Origin of the sequence: Methanoculleus horonobensis (assembly GCF_001602375.1) — an archaeon.
Taxonomy (GTDB): domain Archaea; phylum Halobacteriota; class Methanomicrobia; order Methanomicrobiales; family Methanoculleaceae; genus Methanoculleus; species Methanoculleus horonobensis.
On the sequence record NZ_BCNY01000013.1, the window covers coordinates 405,735 to 422,072 of the forward strand.

At 62.1% G+C, this 16,338-nt stretch carries 17 protein-coding genes and 1 pseudogene; 12 read left to right on the forward strand and 6 right to left on the reverse strand.

Annotated elements, in window-relative coordinates; genetic code table 11:
* Positions 1–107: 107 nt before the first annotated feature.
* Positions 108–806 (reverse strand): anaerobic ribonucleoside-triphosphate reductase activating protein, encoded by a 699-nt coding sequence (locus MCUHO_RS04970; RefSeq protein WP_067074372.1) that lies wholly within the window; start codon positions 804–806, stop codon positions 108–110.
* A 175-nt stretch (positions 807–981) separates the two neighbouring features.
* Here MCUHO_RS04970 and thiC point away from each other — a divergent pair, with 175 nt between their 5' ends.
* From thiC to MCUHO_RS05010, 8 genes are all read left to right on the forward strand, one after another.
* Complete coding sequence (thiC, locus tag MCUHO_RS04975) at positions 982–2,256, forward strand: phosphomethylpyrimidine synthase ThiC (RefSeq protein ID WP_067074376.1); 1,275 nt, start codon at positions 982–984, stop codon at positions 2,254–2,256.
* Positions 2,257–3,106: 850 nt separating this feature from the next.
* A complete protein-coding gene (locus tag MCUHO_RS04980) occupies positions 3,107–3,523 on the forward strand; it encodes a carboxymuconolactone decarboxylase family protein (RefSeq protein WP_067074381.1) in 417 nt (138 codons plus the stop codon).
* Between the two features lie 61 nt (positions 3,524–3,584).
* Complete coding sequence (locus MCUHO_RS04985; RefSeq protein WP_235808170.1) at positions 3,585–4,160, forward strand: 5-formyltetrahydrofolate cyclo-ligase; 576 nt, start codon at positions 3,585–3,587, stop codon at positions 4,158–4,160.
* Positions 4,161–4,223: 63 nt separating this feature from the next.
* On the forward strand, positions 4,224–6,650 hold the full coding sequence (locus MCUHO_RS04990; RefSeq protein ID WP_067074387.1) for a CDC48 family AAA ATPase: 2,427 nt from the start codon (positions 4,224–4,226) through the stop codon (positions 6,648–6,650).
* 84 nt (positions 6,651–6,734) lie between these two features.
* Positions 6,735–7,187 (forward strand): Hsp20/alpha crystallin family protein, encoded by a 453-nt coding sequence (locus MCUHO_RS04995; RefSeq protein ID WP_067074551.1) that lies wholly within the window; start codon positions 6,735–6,737, stop codon positions 7,185–7,187.
* 436 nt (positions 7,188–7,623) lie between these two features.
* On the forward strand, positions 7,624–8,721 hold the full coding sequence (fbp, locus tag MCUHO_RS05000) for a fructose-1,6-bisphosphate aldolase/phosphatase (RefSeq protein ID WP_067074391.1): 1,098 nt from the start codon (positions 7,624–7,626) through the stop codon (positions 8,719–8,721).
* Positions 8,722–9,258: 537 nt separating this feature from the next.
* The gene (locus MCUHO_RS05005; protein WP_067074554.1) at positions 9,259–9,495 is read left to right on the forward strand and encodes an LSM domain-containing protein; all 237 of its coding nucleotides are present in this window, start codon (positions 9,259–9,261) and stop codon (positions 9,493–9,495) included.
* Between the two features lie 5 nt (positions 9,496–9,500).
* Positions 9,501–9,842 (forward strand): helix-turn-helix transcriptional regulator, encoded by a 342-nt coding sequence (locus tag MCUHO_RS05010; RefSeq protein ID WP_067074395.1) that lies wholly within the window; start codon positions 9,501–9,503, stop codon positions 9,840–9,842.
* A gap of 56 nt (positions 9,843–9,898) precedes the next feature.
* Here the strand turns inward: MCUHO_RS05010 and MCUHO_RS05015 are convergent, their stop codons facing one another.
* Positions 9,899–10,618 (reverse strand): PP2C family protein-serine/threonine phosphatase, encoded by a 720-nt coding sequence (locus MCUHO_RS05015; RefSeq protein WP_067074558.1) that lies wholly within the window; start codon positions 10,616–10,618, stop codon positions 9,899–9,901.
* Between the two features lie 68 nt (positions 10,619–10,686).
* Entirely contained in the window at positions 10,687–11,625 is a 939-nt protein-coding gene (locus MCUHO_RS05020; protein WP_067074399.1) for a radical SAM protein, read from the reverse strand.
* Between the two features lie 273 nt (positions 11,626–11,898).
* Between MCUHO_RS05020 and MCUHO_RS12595 the strand changes: the two genes are divergently transcribed.
* From MCUHO_RS12595 to MCUHO_RS05035, 3 genes are all read left to right on the forward strand, one after another.
* Positions 11,899–12,810, forward strand: a complete 912-nt coding sequence (locus MCUHO_RS12595) for a hypothetical protein (RefSeq protein WP_067074403.1) — start codon at positions 11,899–11,901, stop codon at positions 12,808–12,810.
* Positions 12,811–12,928: 118 nt separating this feature from the next.
* The gene (locus tag MCUHO_RS05030; RefSeq protein ID WP_235808171.1) at positions 12,929–13,387 is read left to right on the forward strand and encodes a type IV pilin; all 459 of its coding nucleotides are present in this window, start codon (positions 12,929–12,931) and stop codon (positions 13,385–13,387) included.
* 54 nt (positions 13,388–13,441) lie between these two features.
* Positions 13,442–13,903 (forward strand): universal stress protein, encoded by a 462-nt coding sequence (locus MCUHO_RS05035; protein WP_067074408.1) that lies wholly within the window; start codon positions 13,442–13,444, stop codon positions 13,901–13,903.
* Here MCUHO_RS05035 and MCUHO_RS05040 read toward each other — a convergent pair.
* Positions 13,862–14,455, reverse strand: a complete 594-nt coding sequence (locus MCUHO_RS05040; RefSeq protein WP_067074413.1) for an endonuclease dU — start codon at positions 14,453–14,455, stop codon at positions 13,862–13,864. The genes MCUHO_RS05035 and MCUHO_RS05040 overlap by 42 nt on opposite strands.
* 39 nt (positions 14,456–14,494) lie before the next feature.
* Between MCUHO_RS05040 and aglJ the strand changes: the two genes are divergently transcribed.
* Entirely contained in the window at positions 14,495–15,421 is a 927-nt protein-coding gene (gene aglJ, locus MCUHO_RS05045) for an S-layer glycoprotein N-glycosyltransferase AglJ (RefSeq protein ID WP_067074417.1), read from the forward strand.
* Here the strand turns inward: aglJ and MCUHO_RS05050 are convergent.
* Together MCUHO_RS05050 and MCUHO_RS12600 are read right to left on the reverse strand one after the other, a co-directional pair.
* Positions 15,392–15,934 (reverse strand): aldolase, encoded by a 543-nt coding sequence (locus tag MCUHO_RS05050; RefSeq protein ID WP_067074421.1) that lies wholly within the window; start codon positions 15,932–15,934, stop codon positions 15,392–15,394. The genes aglJ and MCUHO_RS05050 overlap by 30 nt on opposite strands.
* A 283-nt stretch (positions 15,935–16,217) precedes the next feature.
* Positions 16,218–16,338 (reverse strand): annotated as a pseudogene (locus tag MCUHO_RS12600) (formyltransferase family protein); the annotation flags it as partial.

A 16,338-nucleotide genomic window follows, 5' to 3' on the forward strand; every position in this document is an offset into this window, starting at 1 on the left:
GAAAGACCGGCTGCAGGGTCCCGGCGATGCAGGTTGCGGCGGCCGCCACAAATGTCTGCATAAACGTGCGTTCCCGTCGATATTATGCTTAACGTCACCCGAAAGGGTCAGACCTCTGGGCCGTAGACGACCTCGCCGTCCTCCCGGGTGCGTATATGGACCCTGCGGCCGAGCGGCGCCGCTGCCGCCTCGAGTTCCTGCCGGGTCAGGGGTACGAAGCCCGGGGCCACCCCCTGCTGGAGGACGAGGTCGAGTCCGCGGGTATCCTCCGCGATGGCCAGGAGGTCTTCCTCGCGGCCCCTAAAGAGGGTGACCACAACCTGGAAGGTCTCGAGGCTGCCGTCGGCCTTTGCCCGTTTGCAGGCGGCGAGCGACTGCTTCACCGCATCGACGGCGGTGAGTTCGAGGAGGGCGTCGTAACGCTCCCACGTTGTCTTGATATCGAGCGAGATCATGTCGACGAGGTGCTTCGCAAGAAGGTCCTCGATCACCCGGGGAAAGATGCCGTTCGTGTGCAGGCCCACAGAGAACCCCATCTTTCGGACGGCGGCGGCGAGGTGGGCGAGTGCCGGCCCCTGCAGGGTCGGTTCCCCGCCGGAGAAGACCACGGCGCCCGCAACCGTGCGGGACTCCCGGATCATCGCGATGATCTCGTCTGCGTCGCGCAGATCCTCCCCATCCTGGATGGCGATATTATGGCAGTAGAAGCAGCGGGCAGGGCACCCCCGGAGAAAGACGGTGCAGGCCGCCCGCCCCCGCCAGTCGACGGTGCTGATCGGGACAAAACCTCCGAAATTGATGTACAAATAATCACCAGGCGATAAAGAGATGCTCCTCAATCTCTTGTAAGTCTTGGCTTTCCGGCTATGAAACAAGATCTGACTAAGGTAAAGTCAAGTTTACTTGTTGAGAGAACAAGCCCGATTTAGCCCAGATACCAAAAACAAGCCTTTATCAACTCTTTTCTGCAAATATAGGGCCATGGGTCTCATAGAAGACGCCCGGCGCGGCGTCGTCACCGAAGAGATGCGGATCGTTGCGGCAGCAGAGGGCGTCACCGAAGATTTCGTCCGGCGCGGCGTGGCCGAGGGCCACATCGTCATTCCAGTCTCCCCCTACCGGAAGGTGAAGATCTGTGGTATCGGCGAAGGGCTTCGCACGAAGGTCAATGCAAGCATCGGAACATCGACGGATATGGTCGACGTCGATATGGAGGTCGAGAAGGTCCGGCAGGCCGAGCGCGCCGGTGCCGACACGTTGATGGAACTCTCTACCGGCGGCGATTTCGCGGAGATCCGGCGCCGGGTCGTCGAGGCGACCACCCTCTCGGTCGGGTCGGTTCCGCTCTACCAGGCGTTCATCGAGGCCGCCCGGAAGCGTGGGGCGGTCGTCCACATGGAGCCGGACGACCTCTTCCGGATCACAGCGGAGCAGGCGAAACTCGGGACCAACTTCATGGCGATCCACACCGGGATCAACTACGAGACGATGAAGCGCCTGCAGAACCAGGGGCGGCACGGCGGGCTCGTATCCCGGGGCGGGGCCTTCATGACCGCGTGGATGCTCCACAACGAGAAGGAGAACCCGCTTTATTCAGAGTTCGACTACCTGCTCGAGATCTTGAAGGAGCACGAGGTCACCCTCTCGTTCGGCAACGGGATGCGGGCGGGCGCCGTCCACGACGCGACCGACCGTGCCCAGATCCAGGAACTGCTCATCAACGCCGAACTCGCCGACAAGGCACATGCCGAAGGCGTGCAGACGATCATCGAGGGGCCGGGGCATATCCCGATCGACGAGATCCAGACGAACGTCGTCCTGCAAAAGCGGGTCACGAACCGGAGACCGTTCTACATGCTCGGGCCGCTCGTCACCGACATCGCGCCCGGCTACGACGACCGGGTGGCCGCCATCGGGGCCGCGCTCTCCTCCTCCTACGGCGCGGACTTCATCTGCTACGTGACGCCGGCGGAACACCTGGCGCTCCCTACCCCCGAGGAGGTCTACGAGGGCGTCATGAGCTCGAGGATCGCCGCCCACGTCGGGGACATGATCAAGCTCAGGAAGCGCGACGCGGATCTCGAGATGGGCCACGCCCGCCGCGACCTCGACTGGGAGCGGCAGTTCGCGGTCGCGATGAACCCCGAGCGCGCCCGGGCGATCCGGGACGAACGGATGCCGGCCGATACCGACGGCTGCACAATGTGCGGGGACTACTGCGCGCTGAAGATTGTTGGAAGGCATTTTAATTTCTGAGTGAGAGCGAGGGAGAGTCCGGCGGGACACTCCCACCATTTTAAATTACATTCGCTGAAGAGCAGGGGCTGTTTGTTCCCAGCAGTCCCGGTAAAGTGGACCGTGGGGGTATCGCCACTGGGGGAGGGGCTGACGGGGAGTGCGATGCTCCGAAGGAGCAGAGCTCGACCACCGTCAGGTGGGGAGGGGGGGTGCAGCCCCCCTCCCCTGTCTCCAACTCAGACTATTGTTGCTCAAACTCGCTATCTCGCACCTCCATCGCCCCCACCCCACCCGCGCTTCGCGCTCCTCCCCCGCACCTTCGGTGCTCAAACTCCGCTCCTAGCGGAGCGTCGTTCCCCCCCCCGCGGGGCGGGGGCAGTGCGTGGCGATAGTCGGGGGAAAGCCGTGCATGGTTCTTCTCCGGGGTCACCCCATGTAGTGGACCGTGGGACTATCGCCATTGGGGGAGGGGCTGACGGGGAGGGGGTGCAACCCCCTCCCCTGTCTCTACCCGTAAGGCTCTACCTGTGACCCCCACTCGAAGACCTTCGGTCTTCTCAAGCTCCGGACGTCCGTCCGTCGCACCCCGCCCGGCCTTCGGCCTCCTCATTCGCATCTGACGGTGCTCAAACTCCTGCTGTTCCAGCAGTCGTTCCCCGCCCCTCTGGAGCGGGGGCAGTCATGGCGATACCCCCACGGAAGCCGGGGATGGGACTATGCAACTGCAATATTGGCAGAGTTAAAGCCACCTTGCTTCAGAGCAGTTACCCAGGAGGCATGAGGCTCCATAAATTTCTCTTCTAGTCCCCGAACCAAAAACCGCACCATTATCGCCTCCCTCACCCACATCCCCATACAGGGACAGCCCATGAAGCCTGAAAACGAACAGTTAATCAATGACTTCCTCGCCCACGCCGACGACCTCGGCGACGAGATCGTGGCGGACGTAGAGGAGATGCTCGGCGTCGTGCCGTTCATCTTCCCTATCCTCCGCGACCGGCCCGAGTCTTTCGCACTCTCGACCCTCGCCGATTACCGGATCTCCCGGCCGGATTCGCTCGACCCGAAGACCGCGGAACTGATCGCCGTTGCGGCCGCCGCGAGTGCGGAGGCGGAGAGCTGCCTGAAGGTTCATATCGGGGCCGCCCTGAAGGAGGGCGCGTCCCGCGACGAGATTCTCGACGTCCTCCTCATCGCCGCGATGATCGGCAAGACCCGCGTTCTTGCATCCTCCCTCCGCCGGTTCCGGGAGGTCTGCGGCGACGGCCGCCGGGCGGGGGAGTAGGCGGTCTCCGGGCCTGCGGACATGCATGTTTTATGGTCTGATTGAGCAAAACTCATCCATAATGAGCCAGACAAAGGCAGCCCTTCGCCTGCGGGCAAAGGAGGCCCGGGCGCTCCTCTCTCCGGAGGATGTCGCCGCATACAGTGCAGACATCGAGCAGCGGCTTCTCGATCTCCTCGACGGGTTTACGACCGTCATGGTCTACGTTGCAAAAGCCCCGGAGGCCGAGACCATGGGTCTGATCGCGGCCCTGAACCGCCGGGGCGTGCGGGTCGTCGTGCCCATCATCGAACGGGAGACCTGCAGCCTCCGCCTCTCTTATCTCCCCGACCCCTCGCTCCTCGTCCCGAGCACGTTTGACGTCCCCGAGCCGATCGGTCACGAACTCCCGGCCCGGCCCGGGGACGTCGAGGCCGTCGTCATACCGATGCTCGCCTTCGACGCCGAAGGGAACCGGCTCGGTTACGGCGCGGGATACTACGACCGCTTCCTCTGCCGATATCCCCACCCGAAGAAGATCGGCATCGCGTTCTCCTGTCAGCAGGCAGAACGCATTCCTGCCGATGAAAACGACGTGAAGATGGATTACATCGTTACGGAAAAGGGGATCATCCGGCATAACGGAAGGGCGGTTTAGGGAAAAATATAAATAGTGGACAGCACTTACCTATGGTAAACCTCACAGGAGGAGATTGTTCACATGGCCAATACCGAATCCATTGAAGTGACCATCAAGGAGGCGGCTCACGAAGACGCCGGACGGGGAATTGCCAGACTGAGCATCGACACCATGAAGGCGCTTGGCCTCGTCAGCGGCGACGTCGTCGAGGTCGAGGGGCGCCATAAGGCAGCGACGCTCGTCTGGCCCGGTTTCCCCCAGGACACCGGCAAGGCGGTCCTGCGCATCGACGGCAACACCCGGAGCAACGTCGGGGCGGGTATCGACGATAACGTCCGGATCAGAAAAACCGAAGCGGGATACGCGAAGAAGGTGACCATCCAGCCGACCCAGCCCATCCGCCTGATGGGCGGCGAGCAGTACCTGGGGAGGATCCTCCGCGGCAGGCCCGTCACCGAGGGGCAGCTCATCCGGGTCAACATCCTCGGCAACCCGCTCACGTTCGCGATTGCCAGGGTGGCGCCGAAGGGCATCGCCATTGTCACCGACAGCACCGAGATCGAACTGAAAGAGACCCCATACGAGCCCAAGGAGGGGCGACGCGAGATGGCGGCGGCCGACGTCCATTACGAGGACATCGGCGGTCTCGACCGCGAGCTGCAACTCGTCCGGGAGATGATCGAACTCCCGCTCCGGCACCCCGAACTCTTCGAGCGCCTGGGCGTCGAGCCCCCAAAGGGCGTCCTGCTCTATGGGCCGCCCGGTACAGGGAAGACCCTGATCGCAAAAGCGGTGGCGAGCGAGGTGGACGCGCATTTCATCACGCTCTCGGGGCCCGAGATCATGAGCAAGTACTACGGCGAGTCCGAGGAGCGCCTGCGGGAGGTCTTTGAGGAGGCGCAGGAGAACGCGCCCTCGATCGTCTTCATCGACGAGATCGACTCGATCGCGCCCAAGCGCGAAGAGGTGAAAGGCGAGGTCGAGCGCCGGATCGTCGCCCAGTTGCTCGCCCTGATGGACGGGTTGAAGACCCGGGGCCAGGTCGTGGTGATCGCCGCGACGAACCTCCCGGACATGATCGACCCTGCTCTGCGGCGCGGCGGCCGGTTCGACCGCGAGATCGAGATCGGCATCCCCGACACGAAGGGGAGGCAGCAGGTCTTCCAGATCCACACCCGCGGCATGCCGCTTGCCGAGGACGTGAGACTCGACGATTACGCCCGTTCCACGCACGGCTTCGTCGGCGCCGACATCGCCCTGCTCGCAAAGGAGGCGGCGATGCACGCACTCCGCCGGATCATCCCGCAGATCAAGATCGAAGAGGAGATCCCCGCCGAGATCATCGACCAGCTCCGCGTCACGAACGAGGACTTCATCGAAGCGCACAAGCACGTTGAGCCGAGCGCGATGCGTGAGGTGCTCGTAGAGATCCCGGATGTCAAATGGGAGGACGTCGGCGGGCTCGAAGACGTAAAGGGAGAACTTGCGGAGGCCGTTGAGTGGCCGCTCAAATATCCGGAGATATTCGCGTCGCTCGAGACCGAACCCCCCCGCGGCATCCTGCTATTCGGCCCCCCCGGAACCGGCAAGACACTCCTTGCAAAGGCGGTTGCAAACGAGAGCGAAAGCAATTTCATCTCAGTAAAAGGCCCGGAACTCCTCTCGAAATGGGTCGGAGAATCGGAACGCGGAGTTCGGCAGGTATTCAGGAAAGCGAGGCAAGCAGCACCGTCGATTATCTTTTTCGACGAGATTGACGCACTTATGCCCAAACGTGGATCTTATATAGGATCGTCGCACGTAACTGAAAGTGTGGTAAGTCAGATCCTGACAGAGCTCGACGGCCTCGAAGAGCTCAACAATGTCGTGGTTCTCGGCGCTACCAACCGCCCGGACATGTTGGACGAGGCGCTGCTTCGCCCCGGCAGATTCGACCGGATCATCTATGTCCCGCCACCCGACAGGGAAGGCAGGAAGAAGATCTTCGAAGTATACCTGAAAAACAGGGAGATCCTTGCAAACGACGTGGACATCGGAGAACTGGTCGACAGAACCGAGGGCTACGTCGGCGCCGACATCGAGGCGCTGGTCCGCGAGGCAAAGACTTCCGCCATGCGCGAGTTCATCGCCGCAATGGGAGGGAAGACCGAAGAGGAACGGCGTCAGGCGATCGGCAACGTAAGGATCACGAAGAACCACTTCGACGACGCCCTCTCCCGCGTGAGAGGCACGCTCGATATCGACCGGCTTGAGGAGAACGAACGCCACTCCTGGCAGATCCTCTACAACCAGGAGCAGCGGTCGGCACTCGAAGAGGCCGTCTCGACGATCAACCGTGCCGGGATGCGGGAGACCGGAAAGGTCGAGCACGAAGTCAAAGATCTCACGCAGGCCCTCAAAGATGCGGTCTACCGGAGAAAGAAAGACTTCGGCGAGATCAAGCGGCTCACAAAGGAGTTGAAGGCAAAATTAGAACGTCCGCTGCCCCAGACGGGCATGGCGTTCTGACGGGAGCGCCCCCTGCCCGTGAGGCGCTCCCTCCCGGGGACATTCGACCCCATCACCAACAGGGATAGACAGAACGTGATGCACATGAGTGACAGTCCAGCAGATATCTTCGAGCAACTCAACGAACTGATGAAACGCCTCATGGAGCAGGGGCTCAAAGAGCAGGGAGATCAGAACAGGCCGTTTGCCTACGGATTCAAGATCGTTCTTCACGATGCCGGAAAACCTGAGATTCCGGCAACGGACGCGGCCCCCGTAGCAGAGCCGAAAGAACCCTCTTCCGAGGGGACCATCGAGCCGATAGCAGAGATGTACACGACCGATGACGACGTGACGGTGGCGATCGATCTCCCGGGTGCCGAGAAGGAGAGTATTCACCTGTCACTCATCAACGGGACGCTGACGATCATTGCCGGCGGCAATCAGCTGACTTCGGTGGAGGTGCCGACCGTGGACGCCGAATCCATGCAGTCGAACTACAAACACGGCGTCCTGGAAGTCAAATTCTCCCGGGGCAAGTCGATCCGGATAGACTGAGTCATCAGGGCGCCTGCCGGCCCGGCTCCCCGGCAGCGCCGCGATACTTTTCGCCGAGAGCGGCATTCGTCCGTGAAGGAGCCGGCTGAGTGCTCTTCACGACCCGTACTCATCATACTCAACGTCATCCCGGCAGTACCTCCCCGAGAAGACGCGCGAGCACCATCGGGGCTACCATGACCGATTTCCGGAAATGCGACTCAGGATTAGGCTCCGATCCCCATAATAACCACCAAAAAGGAGACAACACGTAAAAGGAAGCCCAATAGCATCGCCAAACCCATCGGGAGCATCGTCCGCGAAGGATCATCGGGAAGGACGAACCCGGAGACAGATTGCCGCAGCCAACCTTTTTTCAAGGCAACAACACCTACATATACAGTAATACCTATCTACTAGTCGTAAGGGCTACGCCCGTCCAGGTAGTGGTGATTATATGGTTAAGATCACCGTGTCCGTAATTAAAGCAGATATAGGCAGTTTCCCGGGGCACTCCCGAACCCACCCGAAGATCCTCGAGGTGGCCGCCCGGAGACTCAAGGAAGCAGAAGGAAGCATCCTCATCGACTCGTACGTCACCCACTGCGGTGACGATCTCGAGTTGATCATGACGCACACCAAAGGGGAGGACAACGAGGAGATCCACAAGCTGGCGTGGGACATCTTCATGGAGTGCGCCGGACTCGCCAAGGAGATGAAACTCTACGGCGCCGGTCAGGATCTGCTCGGAGATGCGTTCAGCGGCAACGTCAAGGGAATGGGGCCCGGTGTCGCCGAGATGGAGTTCGAAGAGCGCGGCTCCGACCCGATTCTGATCTTCATGGCCGATAAGACCGAACCGGGAGCGTGGAACTACTTCCTCTACAAGATCTTCGCCGACCCCTTCAGCACGTCCGGCCTCGTCATCGACCCCTCGCTGCACGATGGGTTCACCTTCGAGGTTCATGACGTCATAAAGAAGCGCAAGATCCTCTTCAACACACCCGAAGAGTCCTACAGCCTCCTCGCCTATATCGGAGCGCCGAGCCGCTACGTCATCAAGTACGTCTGGAAGAGAAACGGCCTGATAGGGGCGTCCACCAGCACCCAGCGGCTGAACCTGATGGCCGGGCGGTACGTCGGCAAAGACGACCCGGTCATGATCATCAGGGCGCAGAGCGGGTTCCCCGCGGTGGGCGAGGTCATCGACCCCTTCAGGACGCCCATCCTCGTGGCCGGCTGGATGCGGGGCTCGCACCACGGCCCGTTCATGCCTGTCGGCGTCTGCGACGCAAACTGCACCCAGTTCGACGGACCGCCCCGGGTCATCTGCCTCGGGTTCCAGGTCTGCAACGGGAAACTGATCGGGCCTGCCGACATGTTCGACGACCCGGCGTACAACCGCGTCCGCGACCAGTGCTGCGAGCTCTCCAGCATGCTCCGGGCTCACGGGCCGTTCGAACCGCACCGCCTCTCGCTCGAGGAGATGGAGTACACCACCCTCCCGGGCGTCGAGAAGCAGTTCAAGGATCGCTGGGAAGACCTTCCCGAGTAACTTTTTTTAATCGCCCGCGGCGTTTTATCAGATCCCGTAATGCTTCTTTGTTCGTGGATCTCTTGCTGTACCCCACGGTGTCTTCCGGAACCAAGCGTCCACCGGTCGCAACGGTACCTCCTACCGCCCGCCTCAGGCAACCCCCGAACGCAGCGGCACCTGCCGGTGCCGCGCCTCCTACCGCCCGCCTCAGACACCCCCCGATCGCAGCGGCACCTGACGGTGCCGCGCCTCCTACCGCCCGCCTCAGGCAACCCCCGATCGCAGCGGCACCTGCCGGTGCCGCGCCTCCTACCGCCCGCCTCAGACACCCCCCGATCGCAGCGGCACCTGAACGGTGCCGCGCCTCCTACCGCCCGCCTCAGGCAACCCCCGATCGCAGCGGCACCTGCCGGTGCCGCGCCTCCTACCGCCCGCCTCAGGCAACCCCCGAACGCAGCGGCACCTGCCGGTGCCGCGCCTCCTACCGCCCGCCTCAGGCGGGCGCTAGTCGGCCATAGGAAAACTTAATGCATGAACGTAACCATATTAGAACAGATGGTTAACGGTATCGTACTCCCCGTAAAGAAGGTTTTTTCGCTCGTAGACTCTAAAATCACCGTTGAAATCAAGGACGACGGCAGGAAACTCCAGGGACGGCTCGTGGCGGTGGATGAACACCTGAACCTGCACATGGACGAGACCACGGAGTATATCGAGGAACAGCGCGGTCGCACCCTCGGGACCGTCGTCATCCGCGGCAATAATATCCTGACCATTGCACCCCTGCTCTGATAGCCATGTCCGACCAGGAGGAAGAAGCACTCAAGGTTATCCAGTCCCATCGCCAGGGAGTTCTCCAGAGCGAGCTCTGGAAACATCTCGATATCGACAGCAGGAAGTGCTCGAGGATCGTGAAGCGGCTGCTTGATGCCGGGCTGATCGAACGCATCGAGTTCCGCAGCGACGGCATTAAAACGTATCTATTGCGGGCAAAGAAGCGCGCGATCGACCCCTGCATCATCCTTGCGGGAGGAGAGGTTCTCCCGTGCATCGGCTGCGATCAGGAGTGCACCCCGGAAGAGTGCGCGCTCCTTCTCGACTGGATGTACCAGCTTGCTCTTGAAGAGTATCAGGAGTAAGGCATCTCTTTTTTACCGGTTTTCGCGTAAGAGTATCACCGTTATCACCGGCGTCGTCATGCCCTGGCGACGATCACCGTGGTGTTATCGGTGCTTGCTGCGTCCCTGGCGGCATCGAGCAATCTCCGGCATGCCGTGTCGGGCGCGTTTTCGAGCACGATCTTCTGGATAGCGCTCTCCGGGACGTAATCGTGCAGCCCGTCCGAACTGACCAGGAGAACCCCGCCGGCGAGTTCCGCGATATCGAGGTCGACTCGCACCCGGGCCGAGAGGCCGAGCGCCTGGGTCAGGACGTTCTTTCGCGGGTGGAGCATCGCCTCTGCCGGGGAGATGGCTCCCGATTCGACCAGGCCCTGGACGTAGGTCTGGTCGCGCGTATGCCAGACGGAGGTCGGCGTGACGATATGGGTTCTGCTGTCGCCCACCGTGCCGATCCAGCACCTGCCCGACTCGCCGACGACTGCCGCCGAGAGCGTCGTGCCTGCGTTCAGAGCGTTATCTCCATTATACGCAAAAATAGCGGCGTTGATCCGCTCGAACGCACGGCCGAGCATCTCGGCGGGTTCGCTTTCGCTGAGTTCCCTGCCTGCAGCCTCCACGAGGATCTCAACCGCCATCCTGCTCGCGACCTCTCCGCAGGCATGCCCCCCGAGCCCGTCCGCGACGGCGAAGAGGTGATACCCGTTCGTCCGGCCGGCGAAATACGCGTCCTCGTTCTGCTTCCGCTTCCCGGTATCGGTCAGGGCCGCATACCGGAGCCCAGCCTCTCTCTTCACCTGCACTCCAGAGATTTCTCTCTGTCCGGGCGGATAGTCTTTTGGTGGCGGCATCTCCCGTCTGCCCCTCATGGGAACCCCCGGGTGAGGCCGTTCTCCTTCGCGCAACTGACGGCGTAACGGTAATCCTGCGCCGTTATCGGGCGTTGCAGCGCCGCAAGCGCCGGGCTCCTCCCTCCTTCGGACGCCCTCCATGCCGGGTGGTACTGGGCCATGACGTTCACGTAGGAGTCGCGCGAGATCTCCTCCGCGATGAACTTCATCACCATCTCGCTGTTCGCAAGGTTCCCCGGGAGCACCAGGTGCCTGATGATCATGCCCCGCACCGCAACGCCGTCCCTGACCTCGAGGTCGCCGACCTGCCGGTGCATCTCCTTTAATGCGGCCTGCATCCGGCCGGTGTAGCCGGGGGCGTGGGAGAGTTCCAGCGCCACGTCGTCCCGCCCGTACTTCGCGTCCGGCATGTAGATGTCGATGACGCCGTCGAGAAGCCGCAGGCTCTCCACGGCGTCGTAGCCGCCGCTATTGTAGACCAGCGGGATCTCGAGGCCCCGGGGGACGGCGAGGGAGACCGCACGGAGGATCTGGGGGACGACGTGCGAGGGGGAGACGAAGTTGATGTTGTGGCACCCGCGTTCCTGCAGGCGGAGCATGATCCCGGCAAGGTCTTCGCACGAGACCGCGTAGCCGGCCTCGCACTGGCTGATCTCGTAGTTCTGGCAGAACTCGCATCGCATGTTGCAGCCCGCAAAGAATACTGTCCCCGAACCGTTCCTCCCGACAAGCGGAGGCTCTTCGCCGAAATGCGGGCTGTAACTCGAGACCCTGGGCAGGAGGCCGGTCCGGCAGAACCCTTCCTCGTCCTCGATACGGTTCACGCGGCACTCCTGGGGGCAGACGACGCAGTCGCGGAGCGCCTCGTGCGCTCGCCGTGCCCGCTCCTCCAGTTCGCCGCTCCGGGATAGGCTCACGTATCCGGGTAGTTGTATTCGTTCTGCTTCGGCCATGATCCTCCCTGGGTGCGGAGGAGAAGAAAGTTTGTCCCCCCGATGCTTAACGATCCAGAGGGCAATTCCCGCCGGCCCAAAGGAGAACGCCGGAGCCGTCAACCACCGGGACCCGGTTTCCCGGACATTCCGGGTCTTTTCTTACATCTGCCATCTCTTCTGCGACAGAGGTCTTACATCTCCGGCCTCACCGTTCACTATCTCCGGCCCTCACTCATGCACATCGAATAATTTTGAAAATCTTTATCTACCAGGTAATGAATTTATCATCGTATGACCGGTGACCCTTACCATCCACACAGATTCCCTATCAAGGCCGTGATCGTCATTCTTGTCGTCATCGGCATAGCCGCTATCTGGGGCGGGCAGATCGCCTCGTCGGTAGGAACGGCGGTCACCGGGACGCTTGAAGCGTCGGGCCTCAGTTCACCGGAGGTCTCCACCGAGACCCTGGAGAAAGGATCGAAGACCATCAACTACCCGTATGTTCTCCGCGGCAAACCGGGCTCGATCCGGTTCGATGCCTACCGGGGTGTCAACGACTATCTATCCACGAAGTATCCGACTCCATTCCGTGTCGAACACGATTACTGGCTCCAGTTTATCGATGAAAGTATCCAGGACCGATACCTGAAACAGCTGGCCGGCAACATCCGGGCGGCCCAGCCCGAACCCGACAACCAGGTGCGCGCCGCGATCAGCATGGTGCAGCAGATCCCCTACAAGGGTTACTCGTTCGATACCGCGGCAAAGTACCCGTATCACGTGCTCTACCACCAGGACGGGGACTGCGACGAGAAGTCGCTTCTGCTCGCATATCTCCTCCGGGAGATGGGGTACGGCGTCGCGCTCTTCGAATTCGAGCAGGAGAGCCATATGGCCGTGGGCATCAAGGCTCCCGACAAATACTGCTACCGGGACACAGGGTACGCGTTCATCGAGACCACGGTGCCGTCCATCCCGACCGATGCCGGAGGTGAATATGGGGATGCCGGAGAGAAACTGACGTCGAAGCCGAAGGTCTTCGTCATAGCGGAAGGAGATTCCTTCGAGGGCATCTGGCGCGAGTATGCCGATGCCGCTGAGTGGAGCAAGATACGCGGCATGGGCCCCAAACTGGACTCATACAACTACGGGCGCTACCGGAACCTGGCGCAGACATACGGGATGCCATACGGCGAATAAAACTCGCTCGTCCGGTGCAGCACGGAGGGGAGAGCATCCCTCCGGCCCACCGGCAACTCCGGTGAGGCGAACCCCCAGGGGCGAGACCGCCCTTTCGAACACGCACGCCGTGTTTCTGATGGTTGCGGTCACCGTCATTCTCGCCGCAATTGTTCTGATCTGGCTGCTTTCGTTCTTCCCCGCCGGATCCGGGGTCGAGCCGGAACCATCGATCATCATCACCGAGATCTCCCACGTCAGCGCAGGTACCGGAACGCTGACCTATGCAAGCAGGGTCACCCTCAAGAACAACAGCAGCACGACATACGAGAACGATCATCTGCGGGGGGTCTTCTACGTGAACGGCTACAGGGCCTGCATCATCCAGACCTTAAACGGCTATCTCCTCATCCCGTCGCACCATTACGGGGTAAAGACCCTCGGCGGCGAGGGATGCCGCACCTCCTTCTGGGGCCCGGGCGAGGAGATGACGGCGGATCTCACCGACGGAACCTTCTACCCGGGCGCAGAGGTCACTCTGGAGGTCGTGGACAAACGTAGCGGAAGGGTGATCTCGAAGCATACGGTCAGGGCATGAGGGAGGCAATCGCAAAGACCATGTTTTTGTACCGGAACGCTTCTAAAGACTGTTATGTTCAGATCAATTCTCGTGGCGGTCGACGGTTCGGAGATCGGGCACCGGGCGCTCGGAGAGGCCCTGGCCGTCTGCAGCGCCATGGGGGCATCCATGCATGCCGTACACGTCGTCCAGACCGCCACATATCCCTCGCTGACCCTGAACGAACTCGAACCTCCCGCTATCGCCCAGCAGGCGCTTCTCGATGCGCTCGACCGGGAGGGCGACGAGATCCTCGCCGACGTTGGAGAGAAGGCAGCCGCCGCCGGTGTCGCGCTCACCATCTACAAACGCTGGGGACACCCGGGAGCGGAGATCACTGCCCTGGCACGGGAACTCGGCGCCGACCTGACCGTGGTCGGGTCGCACGGCAAGGGTCGGCTCGGCCGCTTCTTTCTCGGGAGCACCAGTTCCTACGTCGTCGACCACGCGGCGTCAACGGTCATGGTCGTCAGGGGCGAACCCGACGCATCCTGATGACCGGACGACGCCGCGAGCGATGAGCCGCGCCACCCGGATGGGTTCGGGCACCCTCCCTTCGTACGTGAAATCGTTGCAGAGCCGTGCGGCGTCCTCAGGGGAGATGCCGCAGGAGCGGACAAAAAGCGTATACCCCGAACGCAGCCGGACGGAGAGCCGGTCGCCGAGCCGCCGGTATGCCGCGAGCCTCTCGTCGTCGCCCGGGAAGTGGCGGCGGATATCCTCGTCGAGCCCCTCCGACTCCTCGTAGGTGGCGACGATGACGGGGAGACCGGTCGCGGCATGCACCGCCGCCGGGTCGATGATGTTGTACCAGGCGATGACGCTCCCGCCGATCATCAGGAGGTTGATATCCCGCCGGGCGAGACGGGTGAAGAGCCGGACGACCGCATCGGTGGCATCCGATCCGCCGACGGTCACCCGGGCGAAGGCCGCTCCGTCGATCCGGAGGTCCTTTCGCATGACGACGCCGGCAAGGGTGGACTGCTCCCGCCCCGAGTAACTCTCGGCGATACCAAGTGCCCGGAGCCCCGATTTGGCTACGTGCATGCGAAGTCCTTATGTTGCTCAATCAAATATAGTACATCAATGAGCGTCGAGCACGATGAGGTCTGCATCTTCATCCCCACGTTAAACGAGGCCCCGACGATCGGTGAACTGGTCGAGGGGTTCCGGAAGCGCGGTTTTCCCCATATCCGGGTCATGGACGGGAACAGCACTGATGGAACGCCCGATATCGCACGGGCCGCGGGAGCGGTTGTCCGGAGCCAGACGGGGAAAGGAAAGGGCAACGCTATCATCGAAGCCGTAGAGGAGATCGACAAGCCCTACGTGCTGATGCTCGACGGCGACGGCACCTACTCGCCGGACGACGCGGAGAAGATGCTTGAACCGCTCGGCCGGGGATTCGACCACGTCATCGGCGACCGGCTCGCCAATCCCGAGGCGGGAGCGTTCACCCGGCTAAACTTCCTCGGCAACCAGCTCCTCAACGTGATGTTTCGGATAGCGCACGGGAAAGACCTCAGCGATATCCTCTCGGGCTACCGCGCCTTTACCCTTCACTCGATCCGGCAGATGACGCTTAAAGAGGCCGGGTTCGAGATCGAGACGGAGATGGCGGTCGAGGCGGTGAGGAACGGGCAGCGGGTCACCGTTGTCCCGGTCAGGTATCTCTCGCGGCCCGGCACCGTCACGAAACTGAACCCGTTCCAGGACGGCTTCAGGATCTTCTCGACGATATACCGGCTCGCGAAGATGAACAACCCGATCTTTTACTTCGGGATCATCGGCCTCTTCATATCGCTTGTGGGGGGCGTCATCGGCATCTATGTCGTCCTCGAGTGGCTCAAGAACATCGAGCACCTCCCGCTCACCATCCTCACGGTCCTTTTGATCACGATGGGCTTTCAGATCTTCATGTTCGGCGTGATCAGCGACATGCTGCTCGGGTTTCACCGCGAGACAACCCGCCAGATCGAGCAGCTACAGAACCCCCCGAAGCCTCCCCGATAAGAAGAGGATCCGGCAGGCGTACTCGGCGATCGAGGTGTAGATGTACGCCTCGTCGAGCGTTTTTCCGGCTGCAAACGTCCCGTGTCCCCGGACGATGACGATATGGCCGCCGCGGAGCGCCCCGGCGACGTTCTCTGCGATCTCGTCGGTCCCGGGATTCCCGGCGACGACCGGGATCTCGGGGCAGAGCATCCCTCCCTCGTTGTCGGCCGGCCGGACGAGGTCGGTATCGAGCGAGGCTGCGACGGCATGAACCGGGTGGGCATGGACAATGGCGGAATGGGGCGTCTCCCGGTAGACCGCACGGTGGACACGGTACTCGCTCGATGCCTCGCGCGGGGCGTCGCCCGCATCCGGGACAAAGACCGGCGTCTCCCCCGCGTCGAGGTACGCGCCGGTCCGGGTGATATTAAAGCCGCCCGGTCCCCGGACGCTCATGTTCCCGAAATTCGCTCCGACGAGCCCTTCCAGAAAGAGCCTCTTTCCAATCCGTTCGAACTCCCGATCCAGCATTTAAAGCACCCTGTTTTTCGTATAGAATGGTTTGGCGCGCTCGGGGATATGTGCATGCCGCTTGGGGCACGGGGGCGGGGTCGGGTGTGCTGCAGGGGGGGTGGTAGTATGGCGGGAGAGCCGGGTGGTGGGGGGATTTTTGGGAGACCCGTTACAGTGGACTGTGGGGGGATTGTCTTTGGGAAACGACGCACTGCAGTGAGCGTGAGCACCATAAGGTGCGAAGAGGGTTCACAAGAGTAATGGATTGGCTGTTTCCCGGCATTCCCCATAAACTGGACCCGATCGCCTGCCGCTGTGCGTGCAGCCCGGAGAACGCCGGGAGCAGGGCGGGATGGATGTTCATCATCCGGCCCGAGAACTCGCGGACGATCCCGGCCCCGAGGATCCGCATGTAGCCGGCG

Excerpts from the sequence above, each read along its gene's own strand:
- thiC (WP_067074376.1), top strand. The coding sequence starts at position 982 with ATGGGTCTCATAGAAGACGCCCGGCGCGGCGTCGTCACCGAAGAGATG.
- MCUHO_RS04980 (WP_067074381.1), top strand. The coding sequence starts at position 3,107 with ATGAAGCCTGAAAACGAACAGTTAATCAATGACTTCCTCGCCCACGCC.
- MCUHO_RS04985 (WP_235808170.1), top strand. The coding sequence starts at position 3,585 with ATGAGCCAGACAAAGGCAGCCCTTCGCCTGCGGGCAAAGGAGGCCCGG.
- MCUHO_RS04990 (WP_067074387.1), top strand. The coding sequence starts at position 4,224 with ATGGCCAATACCGAATCCATTGAAGTGACCATCAAGGAGGCGGCTCAC.
- MCUHO_RS04995 (WP_067074551.1), top strand. The coding sequence starts at position 6,735 with ATGAGTGACAGTCCAGCAGATATCTTCGAGCAACTCAACGAACTGATG.
- fbp (WP_067074391.1), top strand. The coding sequence starts at position 7,624 with ATGGTTAAGATCACCGTGTCCGTAATTAAAGCAGATATAGGCAGTTTC.
- MCUHO_RS05005 (WP_067074554.1), top strand. The coding sequence starts at position 9,259 with ATGGTTAACGGTATCGTACTCCCCGTAAAGAAGGTTTTTTCGCTCGTA.
- MCUHO_RS05010 (WP_067074395.1), top strand. The coding sequence starts at position 9,501 with ATGTCCGACCAGGAGGAAGAAGCACTCAAGGTTATCCAGTCCCATCGC.
- MCUHO_RS05020 (WP_067074399.1), bottom strand. The coding sequence starts at position 11,625 with ATGGCCGAAGCAGAACGAATACAACTACCCGGATACGTGAGCCTATCC.
- MCUHO_RS12595 (WP_067074403.1), top strand. The coding sequence starts at position 11,899 with ATGACCGGTGACCCTTACCATCCACACAGATTCCCTATCAAGGCCGTG.
- MCUHO_RS05030 (WP_235808171.1), top strand. The coding sequence starts at position 12,929 with ATGGTTGCGGTCACCGTCATTCTCGCCGCAATTGTTCTGATCTGGCTG.
- MCUHO_RS05035 (WP_067074408.1), top strand. The coding sequence starts at position 13,442 with ATGTTCAGATCAATTCTCGTGGCGGTCGACGGTTCGGAGATCGGGCAC.
- MCUHO_RS05040 (WP_067074413.1), bottom strand. The coding sequence starts at position 14,455 with ATGCACGTAGCCAAATCGGGGCTCCGGGCACTTGGTATCGCCGAGAGT.
- aglJ (WP_067074417.1), top strand. The coding sequence starts at position 14,495 with ATGAGCGTCGAGCACGATGAGGTCTGCATCTTCATCCCCACGTTAAAC.
- MCUHO_RS05050 (WP_067074421.1), bottom strand. The coding sequence starts at position 15,934 with ATGCTGGATCGGGAGTTCGAACGGATTGGAAAGAGGCTCTTTCTGGAA.